Source organism: Chelatococcus composti (assembly GCF_014201415.1).
Taxonomy (GTDB): Bacteria; Pseudomonadota; Alphaproteobacteria; order Rhizobiales; family Beijerinckiaceae; genus Chelatococcus_A; species Chelatococcus_A composti.
Genome location: NZ_JACHEH010000001.1, coordinates 112228 through 135791, shown reverse-complemented (window position 1 = coordinate 135791; position 23564 = coordinate 112228). Strand labels below are relative to the sequence as shown.

General features: G+C 67.6%; 24 protein-coding genes. 8 read left to right on the top strand and 16 right to left on the bottom strand.

Annotated features, from left to right (window positions below; all coding sequences use genetic code 11):
- Nucleotide 1: 1 nt before the first annotated feature.
- Together gpt and HNQ73_RS00675 are read right to left on the bottom strand one after the other, a co-directional pair.
- Nucleotides 2-508 (bottom strand): xanthine phosphoribosyltransferase, encoded by a 507-nt coding sequence (gpt, locus tag HNQ73_RS00680; protein ID WP_183331259.1) that lies wholly within the window; start codon nt 506-508, stop codon nt 2-4.
- 24 nt (nt 509-532) lie between these two features.
- Complete coding sequence (locus tag HNQ73_RS00675) at nt 533-1279, bottom strand: competence/damage-inducible protein A (RefSeq protein WP_183331257.1); 747 nt, start codon at nt 1277-1279, stop codon at nt 533-535.
- A gap of 158 nt (nt 1280-1437) precedes the next feature.
- Here HNQ73_RS00675 and sfsA point away from each other — a divergent pair, with 158 nt between their 5' ends.
- Nucleotides 1438-2151 carry a DNA/RNA nuclease SfsA gene (gene sfsA / locus HNQ73_RS00670; RefSeq protein ID WP_183331255.1) on the top strand — a complete coding sequence of 238 codons (714 nt, stop codon included), beginning with the start codon at nt 1438-1440 and terminating at the stop codon, nt 2149-2151.
- Between the two features lie 92 nt (nt 2152-2243).
- Nucleotides 2244-2588 (top strand): hypothetical protein, encoded by a 345-nt coding sequence (locus HNQ73_RS00665; RefSeq protein WP_183331253.1) that lies wholly within the window; start codon nt 2244-2246, stop codon nt 2586-2588.
- Nucleotides 2589-2592: 4 nt separating this feature from the next.
- On the opposite strand, the gene HNQ73_RS00660 is transcribed toward HNQ73_RS00665, so the two are convergent.
- The gene (locus HNQ73_RS00660) at nt 2593-3432 is read right to left on the bottom strand and encodes an FkbM family methyltransferase (RefSeq protein ID WP_183331251.1); all 840 of its coding nucleotides are present in this window, start codon (nt 3430-3432) and stop codon (nt 2593-2595) included.
- A 187-nt stretch (nt 3433-3619) separates the two neighbouring features.
- Between HNQ73_RS00660 and map the strand changes: the two genes are divergently transcribed.
- The 3 genes from map to HNQ73_RS00645 all read left to right on the top strand — a co-directional run bounded on the left by map (nt 3620) and on the right by HNQ73_RS00645 (nt 7431).
- Nucleotides 3620-4453 (top strand): type I methionyl aminopeptidase, encoded by an 834-nt coding sequence (gene map / locus HNQ73_RS00655; RefSeq protein ID WP_183331249.1) that lies wholly within the window; start codon nt 3620-3622, stop codon nt 4451-4453.
- Complete coding sequence (gene radC / locus HNQ73_RS00650) at nt 4450-5151, top strand: RadC family protein (RefSeq protein ID WP_183331247.1); 702 nt, start codon at nt 4450-4452, stop codon at nt 5149-5151. The genes map and radC overlap by 4 nt, the downstream gene beginning before the upstream one ends.
- 102 nt (nt 5152-5253) lie before the next feature.
- Complete coding sequence (locus HNQ73_RS00645; protein WP_244649842.1) at nt 5254-7431, top strand: putative bifunctional diguanylate cyclase/phosphodiesterase; 2178 nt, start codon at nt 5254-5256, stop codon at nt 7429-7431.
- A gap of 27 nt (nt 7432-7458) precedes the next feature.
- Here HNQ73_RS00645 and HNQ73_RS00640 read toward each other — a convergent pair whose 3' ends face one another.
- Together HNQ73_RS00640 and HNQ73_RS00635 are read right to left on the bottom strand one after the other, a co-directional pair.
- The gene (locus HNQ73_RS00640; protein ID WP_183331243.1) at nt 7459-8064 is read right to left on the bottom strand and encodes an exopolysaccharide biosynthesis protein; all 606 of its coding nucleotides are present in this window, start codon (nt 8062-8064) and stop codon (nt 7459-7461) included.
- A 120-nt stretch (nt 8065-8184) separates the two neighbouring features.
- Nucleotides 8185-8454 carry an usg protein gene (locus HNQ73_RS00635; protein ID WP_183331241.1) on the bottom strand — a complete coding sequence of 90 codons (270 nt, stop codon included), beginning with the start codon at nt 8452-8454 and terminating at the stop codon, nt 8185-8187.
- 290 nt (nt 8455-8744) lie between these two features.
- On the opposite strand from HNQ73_RS00635, the gene groES reads away from it, so the two are divergent.
- The 3 genes from groES (at nt 8745) to HNQ73_RS00620 (ending at nt 11333) form a co-directional block, all read left to right on the top strand.
- Nucleotides 8745-9059: a co-chaperone GroES gene (groES, locus tag HNQ73_RS00630; protein WP_183331239.1), complete on the top strand. Its 315-nt coding sequence runs from the start codon at nt 8745-8747 to the stop codon at nt 9057-9059.
- 59 nt (nt 9060-9118) lie between these two features.
- Entirely contained in the window at nt 9119-10747 is a 1629-nt protein-coding gene (gene groL / locus HNQ73_RS00625) for a chaperonin GroEL (protein ID WP_183331237.1), read from the top strand.
- Nucleotides 10748-10949: 202 nt separating this feature from the next.
- The gene (locus HNQ73_RS00620; protein WP_183331235.1) at nt 10950-11333 is read left to right on the top strand and encodes a DoxX family protein; all 384 of its coding nucleotides are present in this window, start codon (nt 10950-10952) and stop codon (nt 11331-11333) included.
- A gap of 9 nt (nt 11334-11342) precedes the next feature.
- Here the strand turns inward: HNQ73_RS00620 and HNQ73_RS00615 are convergent, their stop codons facing one another.
- From HNQ73_RS00615 to HNQ73_RS00565, 11 genes are all read right to left on the bottom strand, one after another.
- On the bottom strand, nt 11343-11939 hold the full coding sequence (locus tag HNQ73_RS00615; protein WP_183331233.1) for a nucleotidyltransferase family protein: 597 nt from the start codon (nt 11937-11939) through the stop codon (nt 11343-11345).
- The gene (locus HNQ73_RS00610) at nt 11936-12973 is read right to left on the bottom strand and encodes a molybdopterin-binding protein (protein WP_183331231.1); all 1038 of its coding nucleotides are present in this window, start codon (nt 12971-12973) and stop codon (nt 11936-11938) included. Before HNQ73_RS00610 ends, HNQ73_RS00615 begins: the two co-directional genes overlap by 4 nt.
- Nucleotides 12970-13656 (bottom strand): XdhC family protein, encoded by a 687-nt coding sequence (locus HNQ73_RS00605; RefSeq protein ID WP_183331228.1) that lies wholly within the window; start codon nt 13654-13656, stop codon nt 12970-12972. The genes HNQ73_RS00610 and HNQ73_RS00605 overlap by 4 nt, the downstream gene beginning before the upstream one ends.
- A 20-nt stretch (nt 13657-13676) precedes the next feature.
- Nucleotides 13677-14306, bottom strand: coding sequence for a LysE family translocator (locus tag HNQ73_RS00600; protein ID WP_183331226.1), 630 nt, complete (start codon nt 14304-14306; stop codon nt 13677-13679).
- 23 nt (nt 14307-14329) lie between these two features.
- Nucleotides 14330-14653, bottom strand: coding sequence for an XdhC family protein (locus HNQ73_RS00595; RefSeq protein ID WP_183331224.1), 324 nt, complete (start codon nt 14651-14653; stop codon nt 14330-14332).
- A 22-nt stretch (nt 14654-14675) separates the two neighbouring features.
- The gene (locus HNQ73_RS00590; RefSeq protein WP_183331222.1) at nt 14676-15890 is read right to left on the bottom strand and encodes a vWA domain-containing protein; all 1215 of its coding nucleotides are present in this window, start codon (nt 15888-15890) and stop codon (nt 14676-14678) included.
- A gap of 67 nt (nt 15891-15957) precedes the next feature.
- Nucleotides 15958-16881, bottom strand: coding sequence for an AAA family ATPase (locus tag HNQ73_RS00585; RefSeq protein ID WP_183331220.1), 924 nt, complete (start codon nt 16879-16881; stop codon nt 15958-15960).
- 118 nt (nt 16882-16999) lie between these two features.
- Nucleotides 17000-17806 carry an FAD binding domain-containing protein gene (locus HNQ73_RS00580; RefSeq protein ID WP_183331219.1) on the bottom strand — a complete coding sequence of 269 codons (807 nt, stop codon included), beginning with the start codon at nt 17804-17806 and terminating at the stop codon, nt 17000-17002.
- A 58-nt stretch (nt 17807-17864) separates the two neighbouring features.
- Nucleotides 17865-20231, bottom strand: a complete 2367-nt coding sequence (locus HNQ73_RS00575) for a xanthine dehydrogenase family protein molybdopterin-binding subunit (protein WP_183331217.1) — start codon at nt 20229-20231, stop codon at nt 17865-17867.
- Between the two features lie 108 nt (nt 20232-20339).
- Nucleotides 20340-20834 (bottom strand): (2Fe-2S)-binding protein, encoded by a 495-nt coding sequence (locus HNQ73_RS00570; RefSeq protein WP_183331215.1) that lies wholly within the window; start codon nt 20832-20834, stop codon nt 20340-20342.
- Between the two features lie 268 nt (nt 20835-21102).
- Nucleotides 21103-23439, bottom strand: a complete 2337-nt coding sequence (locus HNQ73_RS00565; RefSeq protein ID WP_183331213.1) for a hypothetical protein — start codon at nt 23437-23439, stop codon at nt 21103-21105.
- Between the last annotated feature and the right edge of the window lie 125 nt (nt 23440-23564).

Here is a 23564-nt window from a genome sequence, read left to right as displayed (position 1 = left end):
CTCAGCGCGGCGCGCCGTTGCGGATCGGCGGCTGGAAAGTGAGCCCCATGTCCCAGGGGAAGTAGATCCAGGTGTCCTGCGACACTTCGGTGACGAAGGTGTCGACCATCGGCCGCCCCTGCGGCTTGGCATAGACGGTGGCAAAATGCGCCTTGGGCAGCATCTGGCGCACCATGCGCGCCGTCTTGCCCGTGTCGACGAGGTCGTCCACCACCAGCACGCCCGCCCCGCTGCCTTCACCGAGGGCACGGATCTTGGGGTCGATCTCCTTGAGAACCATCAGCTCGCCCTGGTTCTGATAGTCGTGATAGCTCGCGATGCAGACCGTCTCGATGAGACGGATCTCCAGCTCGCGCGCCACCACCGCGGCCGGCACCAGCCCGCCGCGGGTGATGCAGACGATGGCCTCGAACGGCCCCGCGCCATGCAGACGCCAGGCGAGCGCCCGCGCATCGCGGTGAAACTGGTCCCAGGAAACAGGAAAGGCTTTTTCGGAGGTGGGCGACATGGGCTTTGCCTCGGATCAGGAGTGTCAGGACGTCGTGCGCAGGCGGGCGACCATCTCGGCCACGGCGGCCCGGACGGTCTCGAGGCGCTCGGGATCGCGGCTGCGTACGACGATGTTTGTGTTGAAGCGGCCATCCTCCGAAAAGGGATAGCTGCCGATGGAGACGTCGGGGTGGGCCTCTGCGATCGCCTTGAGCGGCGCAGCGATGTCGCCCTCCTTCGCGTCGGCGCGGATGGTGGCCGACAGCATGCGCTTGCCGGTCTTGAGCGTGGGTGCCACCTCGTCCAGCATCGCCTGCATGATGGCGGGCACGCCCGCCATGACGATGACGTTGCCGATGCGGAAGCCCGGCGCCTTGGACACGGGGTTGGGGATGAGGTCCGCCCCGTGCGGGATACGCGCCATGCGCCGGCGCGCCTCGTTGAGGTCTTCCGGCTTGATGCGCTCCAGCAGCATGGCGATGGCGCGCGGGTCCTCGCTGATGCCGACGCCGAAGGCCTTGGCCACGCTGTCCGCCGTAATGTCGTCATGCGTCGGCCCGATGCCGCCGGTGGTGAAGAGATAGTCGTAACGGCTGCGCAGCGCGTTGACCGCGGCCACGATCTCCTCCTCGACATCGGGCACGATGCGGACCTCGCGCAAATCGATGCCGATGGCGGTGAGGTAGTCGGCGATATAGCCGATGTTCTTGTCCTTGGTCCGGCCGGACAGGATCTCGTCACCGATGACGAGGACCGCCGCGGTCACCCGCCCCTGCGCTTCTGCCGTCATGCGTCTCTCCCTCGCCCGGCTTTACGGCATCACCGGCCGCCGTTGAAAGGGGTTTTCGCGGCATGGCCGGGCAAGATCAAGAGCAAAGCTGCCGGAAGCGCGAGGCTTGCGGCCGCCGCGCGGCGCTGCTACCTGCCGGCCGCTAGCCGGAGAGGTCGATGGAGTTTCCCAGCCCGCTCGCCGAAGGGCGCCTTCTGCGCCGCTACAAGCGCTTTCTCGCCGACGTGGAGACGGCGGACGGTGAGATCGTCACGGTCCATTGCGCCAATCCCGGCGCCATGCTCGGTCTCCTCGCCCCCGGAAGCCGCGTCTTCCTCTCGCGCTCGGCCAACCCTGCCCGCAAGCTGCCGCTGTCGTGGGAGCTGGTGGAGGTCGACTTCGGCTGGCGCGGACCGCAGCTCGTCGGCATCAACACCGGTCATCCGAATCTCATTGCGGCCGAGGCGATCACGGCCGGTCTCGTGCCGGAGCTCGCCGGCTACGCGCGCCTGCGGCGCGAGGTGAAGTACGGCCGCGCGAGCCGCGTCGACATCCTGCTCGAGGCGGATGGGCGCCCGCCCTGCTATGTCGAGGTCAAGAACGTCCACCTGATGCGCCGGCCCGGCCTCGCCGAATTTCCCGACTGCGTCACGGCCCGCGGAGCCAGGCATCTCGAGGAGCTCGGGGACATGGTGGAAGCCGGGGCGCGCGCCGCGATGCTGTTCATCGTGCAGATGGAAGCCGAGGCATTCACCCTCGCGGCTGACCTCGACCCGGCCTATGCGCGTGCCTTCGCGCGCGCCCGCTCCCGCGGCGTCGAGGCCTATGCCCTCGCCTGCCGCGTGACGCCCGCCGGCATCACGGCCGAGACGCGCCTGCCTGTCGCCGTCTGATCGCACGCACTAACGGCCGCGAAGCGCGTTGCGCTATGCTGGGCGCGTCCAGGCCGTCGTCCTGCGCCGGCGCAGACTCGCGAGGTCCAACGATGCCGTTTTCCCGTCCTGCACTCCTTGCCGCTTCCTTCCTCGTCCTCGGCCTGACGCAGGGCCTCGCCGCGGAGGGGCCGCCGGCGCTCGACGTCGAGCGCAGCTGCCGCGATGCCGCCACCATCAACGTGCTCGGCCAGAACCAGCAGTTCGACAAGGCCGCCTTCGACGGCTGCATGGCCCAGGAGAACGCGACGCGCGGCACGCTGGAGACGGAATGGGCAGGCTTCCCCGCCGCCCGGCGCGACGAGTGCCTCGCCGAGACGCGCGAGGACAACCTGCCGAGCTACGTCGAGCTCTATGAATGCCTGAAGCTCGACCAGGAGACGCGCAGCAAGAAGTAGGGGCTCACGTCCGTTCGAAGACGAAGTTCATGCGCGTCTTGGCGAGCTGCTGGTAGCCCTTTTCGCGCATGAGCGCCGGCAGGTCGATCTGCCAGCGGCCGCTGCCGTCCTCCAGGATGACGAGGCGCGGAAAGAGCGACGGCGGCGCATGCGTCAGGAACGGCTCGAGGATCAGGTCCTCCGCCCCTTCCACATCGAGCTTGATGGCGTCGATGCGCTCGAAGCCCTCCTCCCGGGCGAGATCGGCCAGCGTCGTCGCCGGCACGCGGACGGACTTGGCCGTGCCGGAGCCGACGATCTTGACGCTCGACTCGCCCCGGTTCTCATGGTCGAGGAAGAGGGTCAGCTCTCCGGCCCGGTCGGCGACGGCGCAGGCCACGGCCTTGATGGTTCCGAAGGGGTTGAGGCTGATGTTGAAGACGAGCCGCTCGAAGACTTCGGGCTGCGGCTCGACGGCCAGGATGCGCGCCCGCGGCCCTGCAAGCGCCGCCACGAAGAGCGAATAGGCGCCGACGTTCGCCCCCACGTCCATGAAGATAAAGCCGTCGGTGATGCGCTCGGCGAGCAGCTCCCGCTCCTGCCGGTCGAAGAACTGGGGGGTGAAGAGGATCTTCTTTTCGCAGACGTTGTCGTAAGGGTAGAGGCGCATGCGCGCCCCCAGTGTTTCCACGTCAACCGGCGCCCCGTCGAGACGGTTGATCACGAGCCGTCTGAGACCGTAGGCGGCGCGCTTGCCGAGCCAGCTGTCCGGCAGGCTGCGCGTCATCTCGATCATCGTCCGGGCGAGTGCCCCGGGCGCGAAGCGGCCGAAGGGTTCGGTATCGTTGAAGGAGTTGATCGTCATCGTCCTGGGGTCGCAGCGTCGGCCCGAAGGGCCCCGCCCGTTTGGTGTCGTCCTTGCCATACACCTCACCGTCCGCCAGCGCCAGCGCCCTGATCACGGAGCACCATCCGCAGCATCACTTGCGTCGGCGGCTTTGATCAATAGATTGGGGCAGTGATCGGGCGCGGGGGCGCCCCGGACGAGCGAAATGGCAGATCTCGACAGCGAACTTGCGCCGCGCCGCGCCAACAACATCATCTACTATGGCCCCGAAGGGTTCGAGGGCATGCGCAAGGCCGGCCGCCTCGTCGCCGAATGCCTTGACATGCTCGTCGACGTCGTCGCCCCCGGCGTCACCACCGCCGAGATCGACCGCCTGGTCTTCCAGTTCGCCATGGATCACGGCGCCCTCTCGGCGACACTGATGTATCGCGGCTACCGCCACGCGTGCTGCACCTCGATCAACCACGTGGTGTGCCACGGCCAGCCGGACGAGAAGCCGCTGCGCGAGGGCGACATTGTCAACATCGACGTGACCTTCATCGTCGACGGCTGGTACGGCGATTCGAGTCGCATGTATCCGGTCGGCGAGGTGCCGCGCCGGGCCCAGCGCCTCATGGAGGTCACCTACGAAGCCATGATGCGCGGCATCGCCGCGGTGCGCCCGGGTGCGACGACGGGCGACATCGGCGCCGTCATCCAGGAATATGCCGAGGGTGAGCGCTGCTCGGTGGTGCGCGACTTCTGCGGCCACGGCGTCGGCCGCTCCTTCCACGAGCAGCCTAGCATCCTGCACTTCGGCCGGCGCGGCGAGGGCGTGCCGCTGAAGCCAGGCATGATCTTCACCATCGAGCCGATGATCAATCTCGGCCGCCCGCACGTAAAGGTTCTCTCCGACGGATGGACCGCGGTGACGCGCGATCGCTCGCTGTCGGCCCAGTTCGAGCACACGGTCGGCGTCACCGAGACGGGAGTCGAGATCTTCACGCTTTCGCCCAAGGGATATCACCATCCACCCTACAAGACGCCTGCCCCTGCATGAGCCCAGTCGGCGACGCCGAGGACACGCCCCACTACCACGGTCACCGCGAACGGCTGCGAAACCGTTTCCGGGAAGCCGGAGAGGCTTCGCTCGCCGATTATGAGCTGCTTGAGCTCGTCCTGTTCCGGTCGATCCCGCGGCGCGACGTGAAGGCCCTGGCGAAGGAGCTGATCCGGCGCTTCGGGTCCTTCGCCGAGGTAATCGCAGCGCCGCCTTCCCGCCTTCGCGAGGTGGAGGGCGTCGGCGAGAGCGTCGTCACGGACATCAAGATCGTCGAGGCGGCGGCCCGGCGCATCGCGCGCGGCGCCGTGGCCAAGCGCCCCGTACTGTCGTCGTGGAGCGCCGTCATCGACTATTGCCGCACCGCCATGGCCTTCGCGGACAAGGAGCATTTCCGCGTCCTCTTCCTCGACAAGCGCAACGGCCTGATCGCCGACGAACTCCAGCAGACGGGCACCGTCGACCATACGCCGGTCTATCCTCGCGAGGTCGTGAAGCGGGCGCTCGAACTGTCGGCAACGGCCATCATCCTCGTTCACAACCATCCCTCCGGCGATCCGACCCCCTCTTCCGCCGACATCAAGATGACAAGGACGATCGGCGAGATCGCCAAGGCGCTCGGCGTCACAGTGCACGACCACATCATCGTCGGCCGCGACGGCCACGCGAGCTTCCGCGGGCTCGGGCTGCTCGAATGAGAGAACCATGCGGAACGACAAGGGCGGACACTAACTTCATTTAAAGGTTCGTGGGGCAGGGTGTGGTGTCCGCATGGAGCGCGAGGATCTGCACGCTTGCCGGTGAAAGGCTTCCCCTCCCCCACGACCGTCGCCACACGCCTCGTGTGGCCGATGGCGGCACTGATCCTCCTGGTCCTGCTGCTCGCCGGTAGCGTGGTCTGGTGGATGACCCGCACGCTCGACCAAGCCGCCATGCAGGACGAACGGGCGCGTGTCGCCCTCGCCCTCAACGACCTGCGGCAGCACGCACTCGAGAACATACGCTCCTATGCCACGACCCTGAGCAGCGACAAGATGGGCCGTCATCCCGTCGACCCTGTCGGCACGGCCGCCATCCTCACCTCGGAAGGCAAGGGCCCGTCCCGGCAATGGGCCATCTTCCTGCTCAACACGGACGATTCGGTTCTCTTCGGCAGCGTCGGCGGCGAGGTGGCCGGCCAGCCGCAGTTCGACGGACGGCGCCGGATCTTCGACGCCGTCATCCGTGACGTGCGGCAGAAGGAGGCCAGCGACCCTCACCTGCACACCGGCAAGAGCGGCATGATCGGCGCCACGCGGATCGTGCATGACGGCTGGAGCGCCTATGTGGCCGCCGCGACGACCATCAGCAGCGACAGCCCACACATCGTCGTCGGCGCCAGCGAGCTCGACGCGCGGGCCCTGTCGGAGATCGCTGGCCCGCTCGGCCTGCAGGAGCTGCACCTGTCGACGAACAGCAATATCCGCCACAGCGGCGCCGTCGCCATCGACGACGCCACGGATCGCGGGCCTGCCTTCCTCGTCTGGCAATCGTCGCTGCCGAGCGCCCTCGTCAACGACCAGGCGCTGACGGCCATCGCCGCCATCGCCCTGCTGACCGTCGCCTTCGCCGCCGGCATCCTGCTGCACGTGCGCGGACAGCTCATCGAGCTCAGCCGTCGGCAGGAGCAGGTGCAGAGGCTCGCGGCGCACGACTCCCTCTCCGGCCTGCCCAACCGCCTGCTCTTCGGCATGCGGCTCGACCAGGAGCTGGCGCGCATCAAGCGCTCCGACGAGGGCCTGGCGGTGATGTTCCTCGACCTCGACCGGTTCAAGGATGTCAACGACACCTACGGCCACGAGGCGGGCGACATGCTCATCCGCATCGTGGCGCGGCGCCTGTCCAACCTCCTGCGCGGCGCCGACACCCTCGCCCGCTTCGGCGGAGACGAGTTCGCCATCATCCAGACGGACGTCAAAGATCCGCGCGACGCCGAGGCGCTGGCGCGGCGCATTCTCGATGCCCTGACCATGCCCTGCGAGGTGCCCGGCGGTTCCGTCACAATCGGCGTATCGATCGGTGTGGCGCTCAGCCCGCGCAACGGGACCGACCGCGAGACCCTGATGCGCCTCGCCGACACCGCGCTTTACCAGGCCAAGAACGGCGGCCGCAACCGCTACAGCTTCTTCGAGCGCCAGATGGACGAGGCGCTGCGCCTGCGCAAGGTGGTGGAAGACGATCTGCGTGCAGCCATCCTCGCCGACGAGCTCCAGTTGCACTATCAGCCCCAGTACAAGGCCAACGGCGAGGAGATCGTCGGCGTCGAGGCGCTGGTGCGCTGGCCGCATCCCCAGCACGGCTGGATATCGCCGCAGCAGTTCATCGCTATCGCAGAGGAGCGCGGCCTCATCATCCCCCTCGGCGAATGGGTGCTGCGCAAGGCCTGCGAGGATGCCAAGCGCTGGCCCGGCCTGCGCATCGCCGTCAACGTCTCGCCCATCCAGTTCCGCCAGCGGGATTTCGTCTCCAGCGTGATGAACATCATCGAGGAGGCCGACATCGACCCCACGCGCGTCGAGCTGGAAGTGACGGAAGGCGTCGTCATGGACGATGCCGACGCGGCCGAGGAGGCCATGATGGAGCTGAGGGCCCGCGGCGTGCGCCTCGCCCTCGACGATTTCGGCACCGGCTATTCAAGCTTGATCTATCTGCGGCGTTTCGCCTTCGACAAGATCAAGATCGACCGCTCCTTCCTCGAGAGCATGGAAACGACCGGTGAATCGGCCATTCTCGTGCACTCCGTCGTCCACCTCGGCCGCGCGCTCGGCCTCACCGTGACGGCAGAAGGCGTGGAGACGAGCGAGCAGCACCGCTTCCTGCAGGCGCTCGGCTGCCACGAGCTTCAGGGCTACCTGTTCTCGAAGCCCGTGCCTGCCCACGAGATCGACAAGATGCTCGGCATCGCGCCGGACGAGAGCCGCAGCGGCGCTGTGGCCTGAGGACGGCCGGCGCTCTGCCCGTCCGGCTCACGCGTAGCCGAGAAGGGCGAAGATGCCGCTGACGATCGCGACGATGAAGCCCAGGCTGAGGCCGATGCCCAGCGCACCCGCGATCATGCCGAGAATGATGACGATGCCGTCGCGCTCCACGAGGCCGAGGCCGATGAGGCAGGCGGCGAGGCCGAGCGGGATCTGGCCGATGAAGGGCGCGGAGACCAGCAGCCCGAGTGCCACGACGAGCAGCACGATTCCCATGGCCTGCATGCCGGGCGCCGTGGCGAAGAACTGCAGGCGCGGCCGCGACATGCGTTCCAGCCGGTAGAGGACGGGCAGGGCCCGCTCGACGGCCCGCGTCACGTCGGCCCGCGAGATGGACTTGCTGAGAAGGCGGCGCGGCAGCCACGGCGCCTGCCGGCCGAGCGCCATCTGCAATGCGACGAAGGCGAGCACGAAACCGCAGATGAGCGGGATCGGCGGCGGCATCGGCAGGCAGTTTGGCAGGCCAAGCACCACCACGAGCAGAGCAAAGGCCTGCTGGCGCAAGGTCTGCAAGATCTCGTCGACGGTGAGGTAGTCGCCCTCGCCCACCGTGAGTGCATTGAGAACGGCGGAGGTGCGGGGCAGCGTCGACACGAAGTTGGACCGGGCCTCTGTTTGCGAGGCCGCATTCCTAACTCACCGCCGTCCGCCGGCCAAGAGGGCCAGCAGGGAAGCCCGGTCTGCAACCATGCAGCCCGCGCAGCCGCCCTCGCCTCAGTGCAGGCTCACCATGCCATTCACGAGCCTGAGCTCGGCAGGCCTGATGAGCCGGCTGTGCGCCACGGTCACCGAATGGAGTGGCCCCTCCAGCTTCTTCTGCCAGAACTCGAGGAAGCGCTGCAGCTCCGGAAAGCGCGGCGCCATGTCGTAGTCCTGCCAGACGTAGGTCTGCAGCAGGCCCGGATGATCCGGCATGCGGTAGAGGATGGTGGCGGTGGTCAGGCCATAGCCGCCCAGCTGCTTAACGAAGTCGCTCGAAACCATGGCACCTCCTTCGTCTCGCGTTGGCCATATGGTGAACGAAAGGAGGGGACGTTTCAAGCATAGATTTCAGATTATTCGTTTATTTTCAATGCATTAGTAGCAATCTCGGATGACTGCTGACAGGCCCCGGAACGGCGTTTTGGCACTCTCGAGTGGAGACTGCCAAAAATTTGCGGAGAGGCTCTTGCGGGCCTGCGACGCCGCACCTATCTCGCCAGTGCGCCGGGTGGCTGCCATCGGGGCCGGCCGGCGACATCGTAAAATGAATCAGCCATTTCAGGAGGTTCGCGATGAAATTCCGTCCGCTGCACGACCGCGTGGTCGTCCGTCGTCTCGAGAGCGAAGAGAAGACAAAGGGCGGTATCATCATCCCCGACACGGCCAAGGAGAAGCCGCAGGAGGGTGAGGTCGTCGCCGTCGGCCCCGGCGCGCGCGACGACAGCGGCAAGGTCATCCCGCCGGACGTCAAGGTCGGCGACCGGGTGCTCTTCGGCAAGTGGTCGGGCACCGAGGTGAAGATTGATGGTCAGGAACTCCTCATCATGAAGGAGTCCGACATCATGGGCGTCATCGAGACGAGCGCGCAGGACAAGAAGGCTGCCTGAACGGGGCCGTTTCGCAACCCATTGATGCCTGAAGTCATGTCTATCAGGGAGTGACGATTATGGCTGCCAAGGACGTTAAATTTTCGGCTGACGCGCGCGAGAAGATGCTGCGCGGCGTGGACATCCTCGCCAATGCGGTGAAGGTGACGCTGGGCCCGAAGGGCCGGAACGTGGTGATCGAGAAGTCGTTCGGTGCGCCGCGCATCACGAAGGACGGCGTGACGGTCGCCAAGGAAATCGAGCTTGAGGACAAGTTCGAGAACATGGGCGCGCAGATGGTGCGCGAGGTCGCTTCGAAGACGAACGACCTGGCCGGTGACGGCACGACGACGGCGACGGTTCTTGCCCAGGCGATCGTGAAGGAAGGCGCCAAGGCGGTTGCCGCCGGCATGAACCCGATGGACCTCAAGCGCGGCATCGACATGGCCGTCGAGGCCATCGTCGCGGACCTCAAGAAGAACGCCCGCAAGATCTCCAGCAACGACGAGATCGCCCAGGTCGGCACCATCTCGGCCAACGGCGACAAGGAGATCGGCCGCTTCCTCGCCGAGGCGATGCAGAAGGTGGGCAACGAGGGCGTCATCACGGTCGAGGAGGCCAAGAGCCTCGCCACCGAGCTCGACATCGTCGAGGGCATGCAGTTCGACCGTGGCTACCTGTCGCCCTACTTCGTCACCAACGCCGAGAAGATGCGCGTGGAGCTTGAGGACCCCTACATCCTCATCCACGAGAAGAAGCTCTCCTCGCTCAACGAGCTGCTTCCGGTCCTCGAGGCCGTCGTCCAGTCCACCAAGCCGCTGCTGATCGTGGCCGAGGACGTTGAGGGCGAGGCGCTCGCCACGCTCGTCGTCAACAAGCTGCGTGGCGGCCTCAAGGTTGCTGCGGTGAAGGCGCCGGGCTTCGGTGACCGCCGCAAGGCCATGCTGCAGGATATCGCCATCCTGACCGGCGGTACGGCCATCTCCGAGGATCTCGGCATCAAGCTCGAGAACGTCACCCTCAACATGCTCGGCCGCGCCAAGAAGGTGGTGATCGAGAAGGAGAACACCACGATCGTCGACGGTGCCGGCTCCAAGGCCGACATCGAGGCCCGCGTCCAGCAGATCAAGGCGCAGATCGAGGAGACCACCTCGGACTACGACCGTGAGAAGCTGCAGGAGCGCCTCGCCAAGCTCGCGGGCGGCGTGGCGGTGATCCGCGTCGGCGGCGCCACCGAGGTCGAGGTGAAGGAGAAGAAGGACCGCGTCGACGACGCCATGCACGCCACCAAGGCCGCTGTGGAGGAAGGCATCCTGCCGGGTGGCGGCGTCGCCCTGCTGCGCTCGGTCAAGGCGCTCGACGGCCTGAAGCCCGCCAATGACGACCAGCGCACCGGCATCGACATCGTCCGCCGGGCCATCCAGGCCCCCGCCCGCCAGATCGCCCTCAACGCTGGCGAGGACGGCTCGCTCGTCGTCGGCAAGGTGCTGGAGAACAGCGACTACGCCTACGGCTTCGACGCCCAGACCGGCGAGTACGGCGACATGTTCAAGAAGGGCATCATCGACCCGGCCAAGGTCGTGCGCACGGCCCTGCAGGACGCTGCCTCCGTCGCCGCCCTGCTGATCACGACCGAGGCCATGATCGCCGAGAAGCCGAAGAAGGAGGCGGCCACGCCGTCCATGCCGAGCGGCGGCATGGACTTCTGAGGCCGTCGAACCGTCGGTTCGACAGACCGCTCGCGGGGCGCGGGAGCTTCGGCTCCCGCGCCTTTTCCATGCGCGTCGTGCGTCTTGCACCGGTGCAAACAATAGCTTGTACGGTCGCCATGCCGCGCGCGGGCAAGGTGAGCTACTGTTTGCCGCGCGTCGCGCCTGCCGACGCAACCGCACCGACAGAAAGGAACAGCATATGGGATTGTTGAACGCGCTCGGGCTGCTTCTGGCGCGCGTGTTGCTGGCAGCCCTGTTCATACCGGCCGGGTTCAACAAGATCCCCGGCTATGCCGGCACCGCGCAATACATGGAATCGGCCGGCGTGCCCGGCATTCTTCTTCCTCTCGTCATCCTGGTCGAGCTTGGCGGCGGCCTCCTGCTGCTCGTCGGCTGGCAGACACGGCTCGCCGCCCTCGCGCTCGCCGGCTTCACGGCCCTGTCCGCCCTGCTCTTTCACCAGTTCTGGGTCGATCCGGCGCAGGCGCTGTTCTTCTGGAAGAACGTCGCCATCACCGGTGGCCTGCTGGCGGTTGCCGCGGCCGGTGCAGGGCGCTTCTCCGTCGACGGCCGCGCCGCCTGACGGGTTCCGCTAGGCGCTGTCTCTTGCCGCGAGCGCGGCCAGCGCCTCCGGCGTGTCGATGTCGATGGCCATGGCGGGATCGTCCGTCGCCACGGTCAGGACGTCGCCGCGTCCAGCGAACAGCCGGCGCGCTCCCTGGTCGCCCTCGAGCCGCATCACCTCGGCAAACAGCCGCCGCGCGATCAGCACGGGGTTGGCGGGCTCGCCCCGCCAGGTCGGCGCCACGGCCGCCACATGCGGCGCCTCCTCGAACAGGGCGACGAGCCTGTCGATGGCCACCGCGCCCACGCGCGGCATGTCGCCGAGCAGCACCACCGTCGCCGCCACCTCCTCCGGCAGCGCCGTAAGGCCGCAGCGCAGCGAGGAGGCGATGCCGCTCGCATGGTCCGCATTGCGGACGGCGGTGACGCCCGGCGGCAGGACGGCCTCGACCGCCTCTGCCTCGTGCCCCGTCACCACGACGACGGGACGCGCCCGCGAGGCGAGCGCCGCGGCGACGGCATGCACCACCATGGGCCTGCCGTCGACCGGACACAGGAGCTTGTTGGCCGCGCCCATGCGGGTGGAGCGCCCGGCGGCGAGCACGATGGCCGCCACCGCGCTCATGCGCCGTTGTCCTCCGGCTGGGGCTCGCCGCCCCTGCGGGGCTGCGGGCGGGATACGATCTCCATCAGCAGGCCGCCGACGCCGAGCCGCATGATGTCGGCCGAGGTCACGGAAAGGCCGGCGAGCAGACGGTGCAGCACCCAGTCGAAGCCGTTCTCCTTGGGCGAGCGGGCGCAGCCCGGCGCGCCGAGCACGGGCTTGCCGGCGAGCCGGCCGATGAGCAGCAGGTTGCCGGGATCAACGGGCATGCCGAGATGGTCCACCACCCCGCCCGCCGCGGAGATTGCCGCCGGCACCACGTCGCGCCGGTCGGCGACGGCCGAGGCGCCGAAAATGATGACCATGTCGATGTCAGGACGCCTGGCGACAGCCGCCACCGCCTCGCGCAGCGGCGCCTCCTCGTGCGGCACCCGCTCGTCTGCCGCGATGACGGCCCCTGCGGGGGCGAGACGCCCCGAGAGCACGCGCAGCGTCTTGTCGATGACGCTCTCCTTCAGGCCCGGCAGGCGCGTGGAAATGACGCCAACCGTCGTGAGCCTGTACGGCAGCACCTTGAGGATCGGCGCCGAGTGGCGGGCGGCCGCCTCGGCCCGCTCCAGAAGGCTGTCCGAAATCGCATAGGGGATGATCTTGACCGTTGCCAGCATCTCGCCCGCGACGACGGGCTTGAAGGCGGGCAGCGTCGCCAGCGTCACCTCCTCGGAAACCGCATTGACGGCATCGACCCCCTCGGCCTCGACGACGAAGACACCCGGCCATTCGGCGAAGAGGTTGGACCGGCCGGTGAAGGGATGCTCGACCCGCACCCCCTCGCCTGCCACCACGCAGGCGAGTCGGTGGGCCGCCTCATCCTCTCCGACATCGCCGGGCTCCAGCACCGCGACCGTCAGGGAGGCAACGCCGGCGGCCGCAAGGCGGCGGGTGTCGTCCTGCGTCAGGTGGTGCCCCTTCCGGATCACGACATCGCCGGCCCGCACGCTGTGGGCGGCGATGGCACCGGCGGCCTCGGAGACCGGAAGCGGGCCGAACTTCATGCCCCGTCCCCCTTCCTCAGGCTGGCCACCACTTCGGCGAGGATGGAGAGCGCGATTTCCGCCGGACTGACGGCGCCGATGGGCAGGCCGATGGGGGCATGGATGCGCGCGAGGTCGACCTCGGTGAAGCCGGCCTGCATCAGCCGTTCGACGCGCTTGGCGTGTGTCTTCCGCGAGCCGAGCGCGCCGATGTAGAAGCAGTCGCTGCGCAGCGCCGCCGACAGCGCCGGATCGTCGATCTTCGGGTCGTGCGTCAGCGCGACGAAGGCTGTGTAGCGGTCGAGTCCGATCCGCGGCAGCGCCTCGTCCGGCCACTCGGGCACGAGGCGGACGTTGGGGAATCGTTCGGGCGTGGCGAAGGCGGTGCGCGGGTCGATGATCACCGCATCAAAGCCGAGCTGGCGCGCCATCGGCACGATGGCCTGGCTGATGTGGACGGCCCCCGTGATGACGAGGCGCACCGGCGGCGCCTGCACTGTCAGGAAGAGGCGGCGTCCCCCGCTCTCCACCATGCCGCTCTTGCCCGAACGCAGCTGCGCGGCCAGCAGCGGCGCCAGCGGATCCTCAGCGAGCGCCGCTTCGGTCACCAGCCGCTGCTCACCGCTGTCGAGATCGCTCACCAGCACGCAGGCGCGCCGCACGGCGCGCTCCGCATTCATCGCCGCAAGTGTGTCGAGCTTCATGCCGTCCGCCCTTCAGCCCTTCAACCCTTGTCCGTCGCCAGCTTGACGCCCAGTGCGACGAGAAGCGAACCGCCCGCGATGCGGGCCAGCCTTTCGCCCCAGCCGTTGCGTCCGAGGCGACGCATCACCGCCGAAGCGGTGAGGATCACCACGATGTCAGCCGAGGAGAAGGCGAAGTTGACGATGGTGCCGAGGATGAGGAGCTGCTGCCACACCGGCAGCCCCGCGCCGGCATCCACGAACTGCGGCAGGAAGGCGAGAAAGAACAGCGCCGCCTTGGGGTTGAGCACCTCGACCATGACGCTCTCGACGAAGGCGCGGCGGGCGGATTTCGGCGCCGCCGCCCCGGCGGCTCCACCCTCCGCCTTCTGCAGGATCATCTTGAGGCCGAGCCAGACGAGATAGGCCGCGCCGAGCACCTTGACGACCGTGAAGGCGAGAGGCACGAGCGCCAGCAGCGCCGACAGGCCGAAGGCCGTCGCCAGCACATGCACATAGCAGCCAAGATGGATGCCGAGCGCCGCCATGAGGCCGGCACGCCGGCCGCGCGCGAATGTCTGGGCCGCCGCATAGAGCATGGCCGGCCCCGGCATGTAGGCGAAGACCGCGGTCGCCGCGGCAAAGGCAATCAGCGTTTCGGTCGGTGGCATGTTCCCTTCCCCGCCGTGCACCGTCAGTCGAGCGGCTCGAGATAGACCTTGATGCGCCCACCGCAGGAGAGACCCACCTTCCAGGCGGTCTCGTCGGCGACACCGAACTCCAGCATGCGCGGCACCCCCTCCTCGATGACCTCGAGCGCCTCGGTCACCACCGAGCCCTCCACACAGCCGCCGGAGACAGAGCCGAGAAAGTTGCCCTCCCCGTCGATGACGAGATGGCTGCCTACCGGCCGCGGCGCGGAGCCCCAGGTCTCCACCACCGTGGCGATGGCCACCTCACGGCCCTCGCGCTTCCACTTCTCCGCCTGTCTCAGGATGTCGTCCTCGTTCACCAGCATGGCTCGTCTCCTTCCGGCGGCCTCAGGCCGCCGCCAGCCAGCGTCGCGGATCGTGTGTCCGTCGTGCCGGCTCGGCAAGCGCCGCGCAGAGCTCCTCCATGGCGGCAAGATTATGCAGTGTCCTGAAATCGTCCACATGCGGCAGCATGGCCCGGATGCCGCGCGCCCGCGCCTCGAACCCCTCAAAGCGCAGCAGCGGATTGAGCCAGATCAGTCGGCGGCAGCAGCGGTGCAGGCGGTCCATCTCGAAGGAAAGGTCGTCCCCCACATCGCGCTCCAGCCCATCAGTGAAGAGCAGGACAATCGCCCCCTGCCCCAGGACTCGCCGCGACCATTTGCGGTTGAAGGTGGCAAGCGAAGTGGCGATGCGCGTGCCCCCCTCCCAGTCGCGAACCAGGGCACCGGCCCGCGCCAGCGCCTCGTCCGGGTCACGCGCCCTCAGCTCGCGGGTGATGTTGGTGAGCTGCGTGCCAAAGACGAAGGTTGTCACCCTGCGGCGGCGCTCCGTGAGCGCATGCAGGAAATGCAGGAAGATGCGGCTGTACTCTGCCATCGAGCCGGAGATGTCGACGAGCGCCACCACCGGCGAATGCCTCTCGGCCCGCTCGCGCATGGCCAGCTCGATGAGCCTGCCGCCGGCCCGCAGGGTCCGCCGCAGGCTCCGGCGTGCGTCGATGCGGCTGCCGTGCGGATCGGCCACGTAACGGCGCGTCTTCATCCGGTCGGCCGGCAGGCGCAGCCGCGCAATGAGCTGGCGGGCGCGGGCAATCTCGTCCGCGCTCATCTGGGCGAAATCCTTGTGTCGCAGCACCTCGCGATCCGAGACCGTGAAGCGGGCGGAGAACTCCACCTCCTCCCGCACCTCCTCCGGCTCGCGCTGCGGCGGCGCCATGGCATCGGCGATGCGCGCCGCGCCCGGACGCGGCTTGTCCTCCTCCGGGGCCGCGGGCGCGACGGGGCTCATCATGGCGATGAGCTTCTCGACGAGGGCCCGCCGACGCCAGAACAGGCGGAAGGCCTGGTCGAAGAGCACGCTGTGCTCGTGCTTCTTCACGAAGACGGCATGCAGCGTCCAGTAGAAATCCTCGCGCGTGCCGATGCCGGCAGCCATGACCGCCTGCACGGCGTCTACGACGCTGCCCGGCCCCACCGGCAGGCCGGCAGCTCTCAGTGCCCGGGCGAAATAGGCGATGTTCTCGGTGAGCTTGCCGTCAGCTGCGGCATCGGTTCCCTGCATCCCGCCACCATACAGGTTTTCGCCACGCGATGCGCGTGCCAGGCCGCTGCCTGCTGCCCGCGACCGGCTACTCCGCCGCCCTCAGGTCGGCATGCACGGCATCGAGCATCTCCTTGACCTTCGAGCCCTGCAGCTTCTGGATGTCGTCCTGGTACTTGAGCAGCACGCCCAGCGTGTCGGACACGATGGCGGGGTCGAGCGCCACGGCGTCGAGCTCCACGAGCGCCGTCGCCCAGTCGAGCGTCTCGGCGACGCCCGGCACCTTGAACAGATCCTCGCGGCGGAGCGCCTGCACGAAGGCCACCACCTCCTTCGACAGGCGGGCCGGCGCCTGCGGCACCCTGGCCTTGAGGATGGCGAGCTCGCGCACCGCCGTGGGGTAGTCTACCCAGTGGTAGAGGCAGCGCCGCTTCAGCGCGTCGTGAATCTCGCGCGTGCGGTTCGACGTGATGATGACGATGGGCGGGCGCTCGGCCCGGATGGTGCCCAGCTCCGGCACCGTGACCTGCGCGTCGGCCAGCACCTCGAGCAGGAAGGCCTCGAAGGCCTCGTCCGCACGGTCAAGCTCGTCGATGAGCAGCACCGGCGGGCCGGCCGTGTCGGCCTCCAGCGCCTGCAGCAGCGGCCGGCGCAGCAGGTAGCGCTCGGAGAAGATGTCGTGCTCCAGCTGCTCACGGTCGACGGTGCCCGCCGCTTCGGCGAGGCGGATCGCCATCATCTGCGCCGCATAGTTCCACTCGTAGACGGCGGAGGCGACGTCGAGCCCCTCGTAGCACTGCAGCCGCACCAGCCGGCGGCCGAGCGAGGTCGCCAGCACCTTGGCGATCTCGGTCTTGCCCACGCCCGCCTCGCCCTCGAGGAAGAGCGGCCGCTCCATCCGCAGCGCCAGGAACAGCACCGTGGCGAGCGGCCTGTCGCTGACATAGCCGGCCGTCTTCAGCAGCCGGATGGTCTCGTCGATGGAGGTGGGAAGCTGGGCAGGCTGGGTCATGCGGTCATCACGAGTCGTTACGCCGGAACACGACCTTACTACAGCTGCGCGGCGCAAGGGCGCTTGCGGACAAGGGAAAGGGAGCCTGCACGGCTCCCTGCCCCTCATCGTCCGGCGTTCACTTGCGGCTCGCCGCCCTGGCCACCGCCCGGCGGGCCATGACGCCGATGAGGTGGGCGCGATATTCAGCATCCGCGTGAATGTCGCTGATGAGCCCCTCGGCCGGCACGGTCACGCCCTCGAGAGACTTCGGCGAGAAGCGGTGCCGCAGCGCTTCCTCCATGGCCGGCACGCGGAAGACACCGTTGGCGCCCGCTCCCGTCACCGCCACGCGGACGTCGCTGCCGCGCTTGGCCACGAAGACACCGACGAGCGCATAGCGCGAGGCCGGATTGGGAAACTTCTCGTAGGCTGCCCTGGAGACGAGGGGGAAGGAGACCCTGGTGATGATCTCGCCTTCCTCCAGCGCCGTCTCGAACAGGCCGGTGAAGAACTCATTCGCCGGGATCTTGCGCTTGTTGGTGACGATCGTCGCGCCAAGCGCGAGGCACGCCACCGGATAGTCGGCCGCCGGATCGTTGTTGGCGATGGAGCCGCCGATGGTGCCGCGGTGACGCACCTGCGGGTCGCCGATGAGCCCGGCGAGCTCTGCCAGCGCCGGCAGCACCTGCCGCACCACCGGGGAGGTGGCGACGGCGCCGTGCCGCGTCATCGCCCCGATGACGAGGGACCGGCCCTTGAGCTCGATACCCGACAACTCCGGGATGGCGTTGAGGTCGATGAGGGCCGAAGGCGCGGCCAGCCGCTGCTTCATCGTCGGGATAAGCGTATGCCCGCCCGCCAGCAGCTTGGCGTCCTCGTTCTGCGCCAGCAGGCTGGCCGCCTGCCGCACGCTCGTCGGCCGGTGATAGTCGAAGGCGTACATGGTCTTTCCCCCTTCCGACGCCCCGCCGCCGGACGGCGGGGCCTGTCGCGATCCCGAGTTACTCCGCCGCCATGCGCATAGGCGCCTTTCGGCAGGCGCGCCACACGGCTTGCGGCGTCGCCGGCATGGCAATGTCCTCGTGGCCGAGCGCATCCGTGATGGCGTTGATGACAGCCGCCGGGGCGGCGATGGCGCCCGCCTCGCCGCAGCCCTTGATACCAAGTGGGTTGGACGGGCTCGGCGTCACGGTCATGTCCACGGTGAACGACGGCAGGTCGTCGGCACGCGGCATGCAGTAGTCCATGAAGCTCGCCGTAACCAGCTGCCCGTCCTGGTCGTAGCGTGCCCCCTCGAGCAGCGCCTGGCCGATGCCCTGTGCAACGCCCCCGTGGACCTGCCCCTCGACGATCATGGGGTTGATGACCACGCCGAAGTCATCCACAGCCGTCCAGCGCTCGATGCGCGTGACGCCTGTCTGCGGGTCGATCTCGAGCTCGCAGATATGCACGCCCGCCGGGAAGGTGAAGTTGGTTGGGTCGTAGAAAGCCCCCTCCTTCAGGCCCGGCTCCAGCTCCTGCCCGGAGAATTTGTGGGCGATGTAGGCCTGCAGCGCCACGTCGCCGAAGCTCAGCGACCTGTCGGTGCCGGCGACGGAGAACCTGCCGTCCTTGAACTCGATGTCGCCCTCGGACGCCTCGAGCACATGGGCCGCCACCTTCTTGCCCTTGGCGATAATCTTGTCGAGCGCCTTCACGATGGCCGACATGCCCACCGCGCCCGAGCGCGAGCCGTAGCTACCCATGCCGAACTGCACCTTGTCGGTGTCACCGTGGACCACGGTCACCTGGTCGATGGAAATGCCGAGCCGGTCCGAGACGAGCTGGGCGAAGGTGGTCTCGTGGCCCTGACCGTGGCTGTGCGAGCCGGTCAGCACCTCCACCGAGCCGGTCGGATTGACGCGGATCTCCGCCGACTCCCACAGGCCGACGCCGGCGCCGAGGGAGCCGACCGCCTGCGAGGGCGCGAGGCCGCACGCCTCGATGTAGGAGGAGAAACCGATGCCCCTCAGCTTGCCGCGCCGCGCGCTCTCACGCTTGCGCCTGCCGAAGTTCTTGTAGTCGGCGAGCTCCAGCGCCTTCTGCAGCGTGGCATGATAGTCGCCGATGTCATAGGTCATGATCACCGGCGTCTGGTGCGGGAATTTCCTGATGTAGTTGCGCCTGCGGAAACTGGCCGGGTCGATGCCGAGCTCGCGCGAGGCCACTTCCACCAGCCGCTCGAGCACGAAGGTCGCCTCCGGCCGGCCCGCGCCGCGGTAGGCGTCGACGGGTGCGGTGTTGGTGTAGACCCCGTCCACCTCGCAGTAGATGGCCGGAATGTCGTAGGGGCCGGAGAGCAGCGGCCCGTAGAGATAGGTGGGCACGGAGGACGCGAAGGTCGAAAGGTAGGCACCCAGGTTGGCGATGGTCTTCACCCGGAGGCCCAGGATCTTGCCCTTCTCGTCCAGCGCCAGCTCGGCATGGGTGACGTGATCGCGCCCGTGCGCGTCGGCGAGGAAGGACTCCGTGCGCTCGGCGGTCCACTTCACCGGCCGCCCGACCTTCTTCGCCGCCCAGACGCAGACGGTCTCCTCGGCATAGATGAAGATCTTGGAGCCGAAGCCGCCGCCGACGTCCGGCGCGATGACGCGCAGCTTGTTCTCGGGCGCGATTCCGACGAAGGCCGAGAGCACGAGCCGCGCCACGTGCGGGTTCTGGCTCGTGGTATAGAGCGTGTAGGAGTCCGTGCCCGGATCATACTCGCCGATCGCCGCCCGCGGCTCGAGCGCGTTGGGAATGAGTCTGTTGTTGACGAGGTCGATCGTCGTGACGTGCTTGGCAGCCTTGAAGGCTGCCTCGGTCGCCGCCTTGTCGCCGAGATGCCAGGCGAAGACCGTGTTGTCGGGCGCCACCTCGTGCACCGGCTCGCCGCCGGCCTTCGCCGCCGTCGCCGGGTCGACGATGGCGGGCAACACCTCGTAGTCCACCTCGATGGCCTCGGCCGCGTCCTTGGCCTGGGCGAGGCTCTCGGCGATCACGACGGCCACATGGTCGCCCACATAGCGCACCTTGCCCTGCGCGAGCGCGGGATGCGGCCCCGCCTTCATGGGCGTGCCATCCTTCGAATGGATCATCCAGCCGCAGATCAGCCCGCCGATGTTGTCCCGTGCGAGATCCTCCCCCGTCAGCACCGCAAGGACGCCCGGCATCGCCAGCGCCCGCGACGTGTCGATCGAGCGGATGCGTGCATGGGCATGGGGGGAGCGAAGGAAATAGGCATGGGCCTGGCCCGGCCGCGACAGGTCGTCGGTATAGCGGCCGCGACCGGTGATGAAACGCTGGTCTTCCTTGCGGCGCACGGCAGCGCCGATATGCGTCACGGACATCGTTTCCTCCCAGAAACTGCAGCGCGCGGCACAGCTCTCCGGCGGCCGGCTCGACGCGCGTTCCGTTCTCCCGGCCGCGGGCACGCCGCCGCCGGGCCGTGCTGCATGCTATTCGGCGGCCTGCGGCAGCGATGTCTCGCGCATGGCCTGCGCACCGGCAGCGATGGCCTTGACGATGTTGTGATAGCCGGTGCAGCGACAGATGTTGCCCTCCAGCTCCTCGCGGATGGTGCGCTCGTCGAGGTCGTGCCCGCACCGGTTCACGATATCGATGGCGGACATGATCATGCCCGGCGTGCAGAAGCCGCACTGCAGGCCGTGGTTGTCGCGGAAGGCCTCCTGCATGGGGTGCAGCTTGCCACCGGCCGCAAGCCCCTCGATCGTGGTGACCGACGCGCCCTCACAGCTCACCGCGAGCGTCGTGCAGCTCTTGACGGCCACACCGTCGAGGTGGACGACACAGGCGCCACACTGGCTGGTGTCGCAGCCCACATGGGTGCCGGTCAGCTTCAGGTGTTCACGCAGGAACTGTACGAGCAGCGTGCGCGGCTCGACATCCGCGCTCACGGTCTTGCCGTTCACCGTCATTGTCACGGTGGTCATTCGGAACCCTCCCCAAAAGCGCGCACAGGGCGTGCGTCTCGTTGCGATGGTCACTTACGGCGACATCGGACACGGGGTACCAGGGTCGTCTCCCCCTTTCCCTGGAACTGGTCGAAATCCAGTCTGAACTGGCCGGAATCGGGGGTCAAGGGCTGAATGAGGGCCGATGAGCGGCGCTTTTCGGCCCTTCTGCGCCGCAAAATGCTCTCGCTGCGGTGCTTCGGCCAAGGCAATGGCGGACGCGGCAAGGCCGCGTCCGCCGCGGGGGTCAGGCTTTGGGATGGCGCGCAGGGGAAGGCAGCCCCGATACGTAGTAAGGCAGCCGCGATGCGAAGCTCAGCACCCCCTTGATCTTCTTGAGGCGCCCGGACTGACTGGCGACTTGCTTGCCGGCCTCGGCAGTCTTGGCGATGCCATACCAGGCCGGTCTCGACAGGACGACCGCTCCGTCGATGCGATCCGTCGGAGTGACCGCCTTGAGCGGACTGAAGGCCGTCTTGGCCGCCTGAGGCGTCTTGAAGTCAGCATACTTGATCAGCGTGCGCTTGGCCGCGTCGTGGAACGTTTTCGCCCAAGCCTCCTCCGTCATGATGAGAGGACCGTGGATGCCGAACTCCTCGAACTGCCCGGCAGTCACGTCAACCGCATATTCGGTGCCATTCTTCTTCGCCAGGACGAGGAAGTGGTTCTTGGGGGCGTCGATGCCGGCGTTGCTCCAGAAATACATGCCACGCACGCGTGTTTCATAGCCGGCGCTCTTCAGCACGGAGATGACAGGCTCAAGCGCCGCTTCGCAGTTCTCCTTCGGATTGAGCATCAGCTGCAGGATCTTCCGGTCACCTTTCATCAGATCGCCGATCTCCTTGAGATCCCTGATAGCAGCGGCCGAAAGTACGTCATCGGCACCGGCACGGAACGTCCTGACGACTTCGCTCGCACTGGACTGCCCCGCCTCCTTCCGGAGCGACGACACCGCCCCCTTCGCTCCCGTCGACTTCACTCCGCTGGCGCTCTGCCCTGGCTGCGCCGCATGTGCGCCACTGCTGCTGCCGTGACCGGGCGCCTTCTTGATGCCGCCGGCACGCCGCCCTGCCTGCGCCGCATGTGCGTCGCTGCTGCTGCCGTGACCGGGCACCTTCTTGATGCCGCCGGCACGCCGCCCTGCCTGCGCCGCATGTGCGCCGCTGCTGCCGGCCCCAGCCTGTGCCACCTTGGCGCCGCTGCTGCCGGCCCCAGCCTGCGCCACCTTGGCGTCGCTGCTGCTGGCCCCCGCCTGGGCCACCTTGGCGTCGCTGTTGCTGGCCGCCTTTGCCACCTTGGCGTCGCTACTTCTGGCCCCCGCCTGTACCACCTTGGCGTCGCTGTTGCCGGCCGCCTTTGCCACCTTGGCGTCGCTGCCGTGGCCGGACGCCGCCTTGAAACCACTGTTGCCGGAACGAGCCCTAATTGCTGTCAAGCCGTCATCTGCCCCTGCCAACACTTGCTTGGCCTCTCCCCGGACGACGCCGCTCACGCTCACGGCCCGGTCGGCAATCGTCTCCGAGGTCTTCGTGGCCTTGCTGGCCTTCTTTGCCCCCGAAGAGAACTTTTGCAGGCTTCCGGCAAGATCCTCCACAATCTTCATGGCCTTGCCGGCCTTCTTCGCCCCCGAGGAGACCTTTTGCACGGAGTGGACGAGCTTCACCATCTTGCCATGGGCTCCAGAGCCGAACTGGATGGCGTCGATCCCGGCGGATACCAGCGCCCCCACCACATCGCCCTCCTTCAGCGCGCGATAGGTGTCGTGAAAGGGTATAAGGAGACCGCGCCCGATATGGATTCCGGTTTCATAGGCGGTTTCAGCAAACGCCGCGTCCTTCAGGGGCAGCATGGCGCTCCTGGCCACGGACCGACTGACTTCCTTCACTGCACCGGCAACGTCGAGTCCATCCATGTGGACGGTCGTGGCAAAATGAAGGACTCTCCGACTCTTCTTCAGCTCGTCAGCGTCGAAATTCTGCTCGGCCTGCTCGCCAAAAAACAGTCTGGTATGTTCTTTGAGCCAGCGGGTACGATCTGACAGTTTCGAAGGCATCTCGACGACAAGACCGCATAACCCGTCCGACAGCACGAAATAACGCTCCTCGCCGCTCCGGCCGACCTGCAGCAAAAAGGCGCGCTCCTCCTGGTGGTAGGCCTTTGCCAGCCCGGGCATCCTCCAAGGTATTACCTGGTCAAGGTCCATCCAATCGGGCGCGCTCCAATACATGACCTTGATGATGGAAGCAGGATCGTTTGCGGAGACGCCGATCTGCGCCAGCTTGTCGGATGCTGCCTTGGCCAGAGAGTCCGCAATTTTGTCGACGTGGCTATCGAACTCCCGATAGAAGCGCGAGTTCAGCTCCGGCAGCTTGTCGATCGCCCCGGGCACTTCCCGGTAGAAAAACGGGAACGAGGATTCCTGATTGTTAATATAAGCATCGATGCGACTCATGTAGGTGGTAAGCTCGGCACCTCCGACGCCGAGCGGCATGTAGTCACTGACGGGCACGAGCTCGTCCGGGTCGAATCCCAGCTGCCGCAGCACTTTCTCGCCGATGCCGCGCCGGGTGGGGACCTCCTCCATGGCAGTGCGGATCTCGTTGGTGGGGCCGTCCTCACACTGCTTCTTGGCCTTCGTGGTCGTGCCTTTCGGCTCGGCCGCCTGCGCCTAGCGAGAACGAGGGGCTGGTCGAACGCCGCGCGCGACAG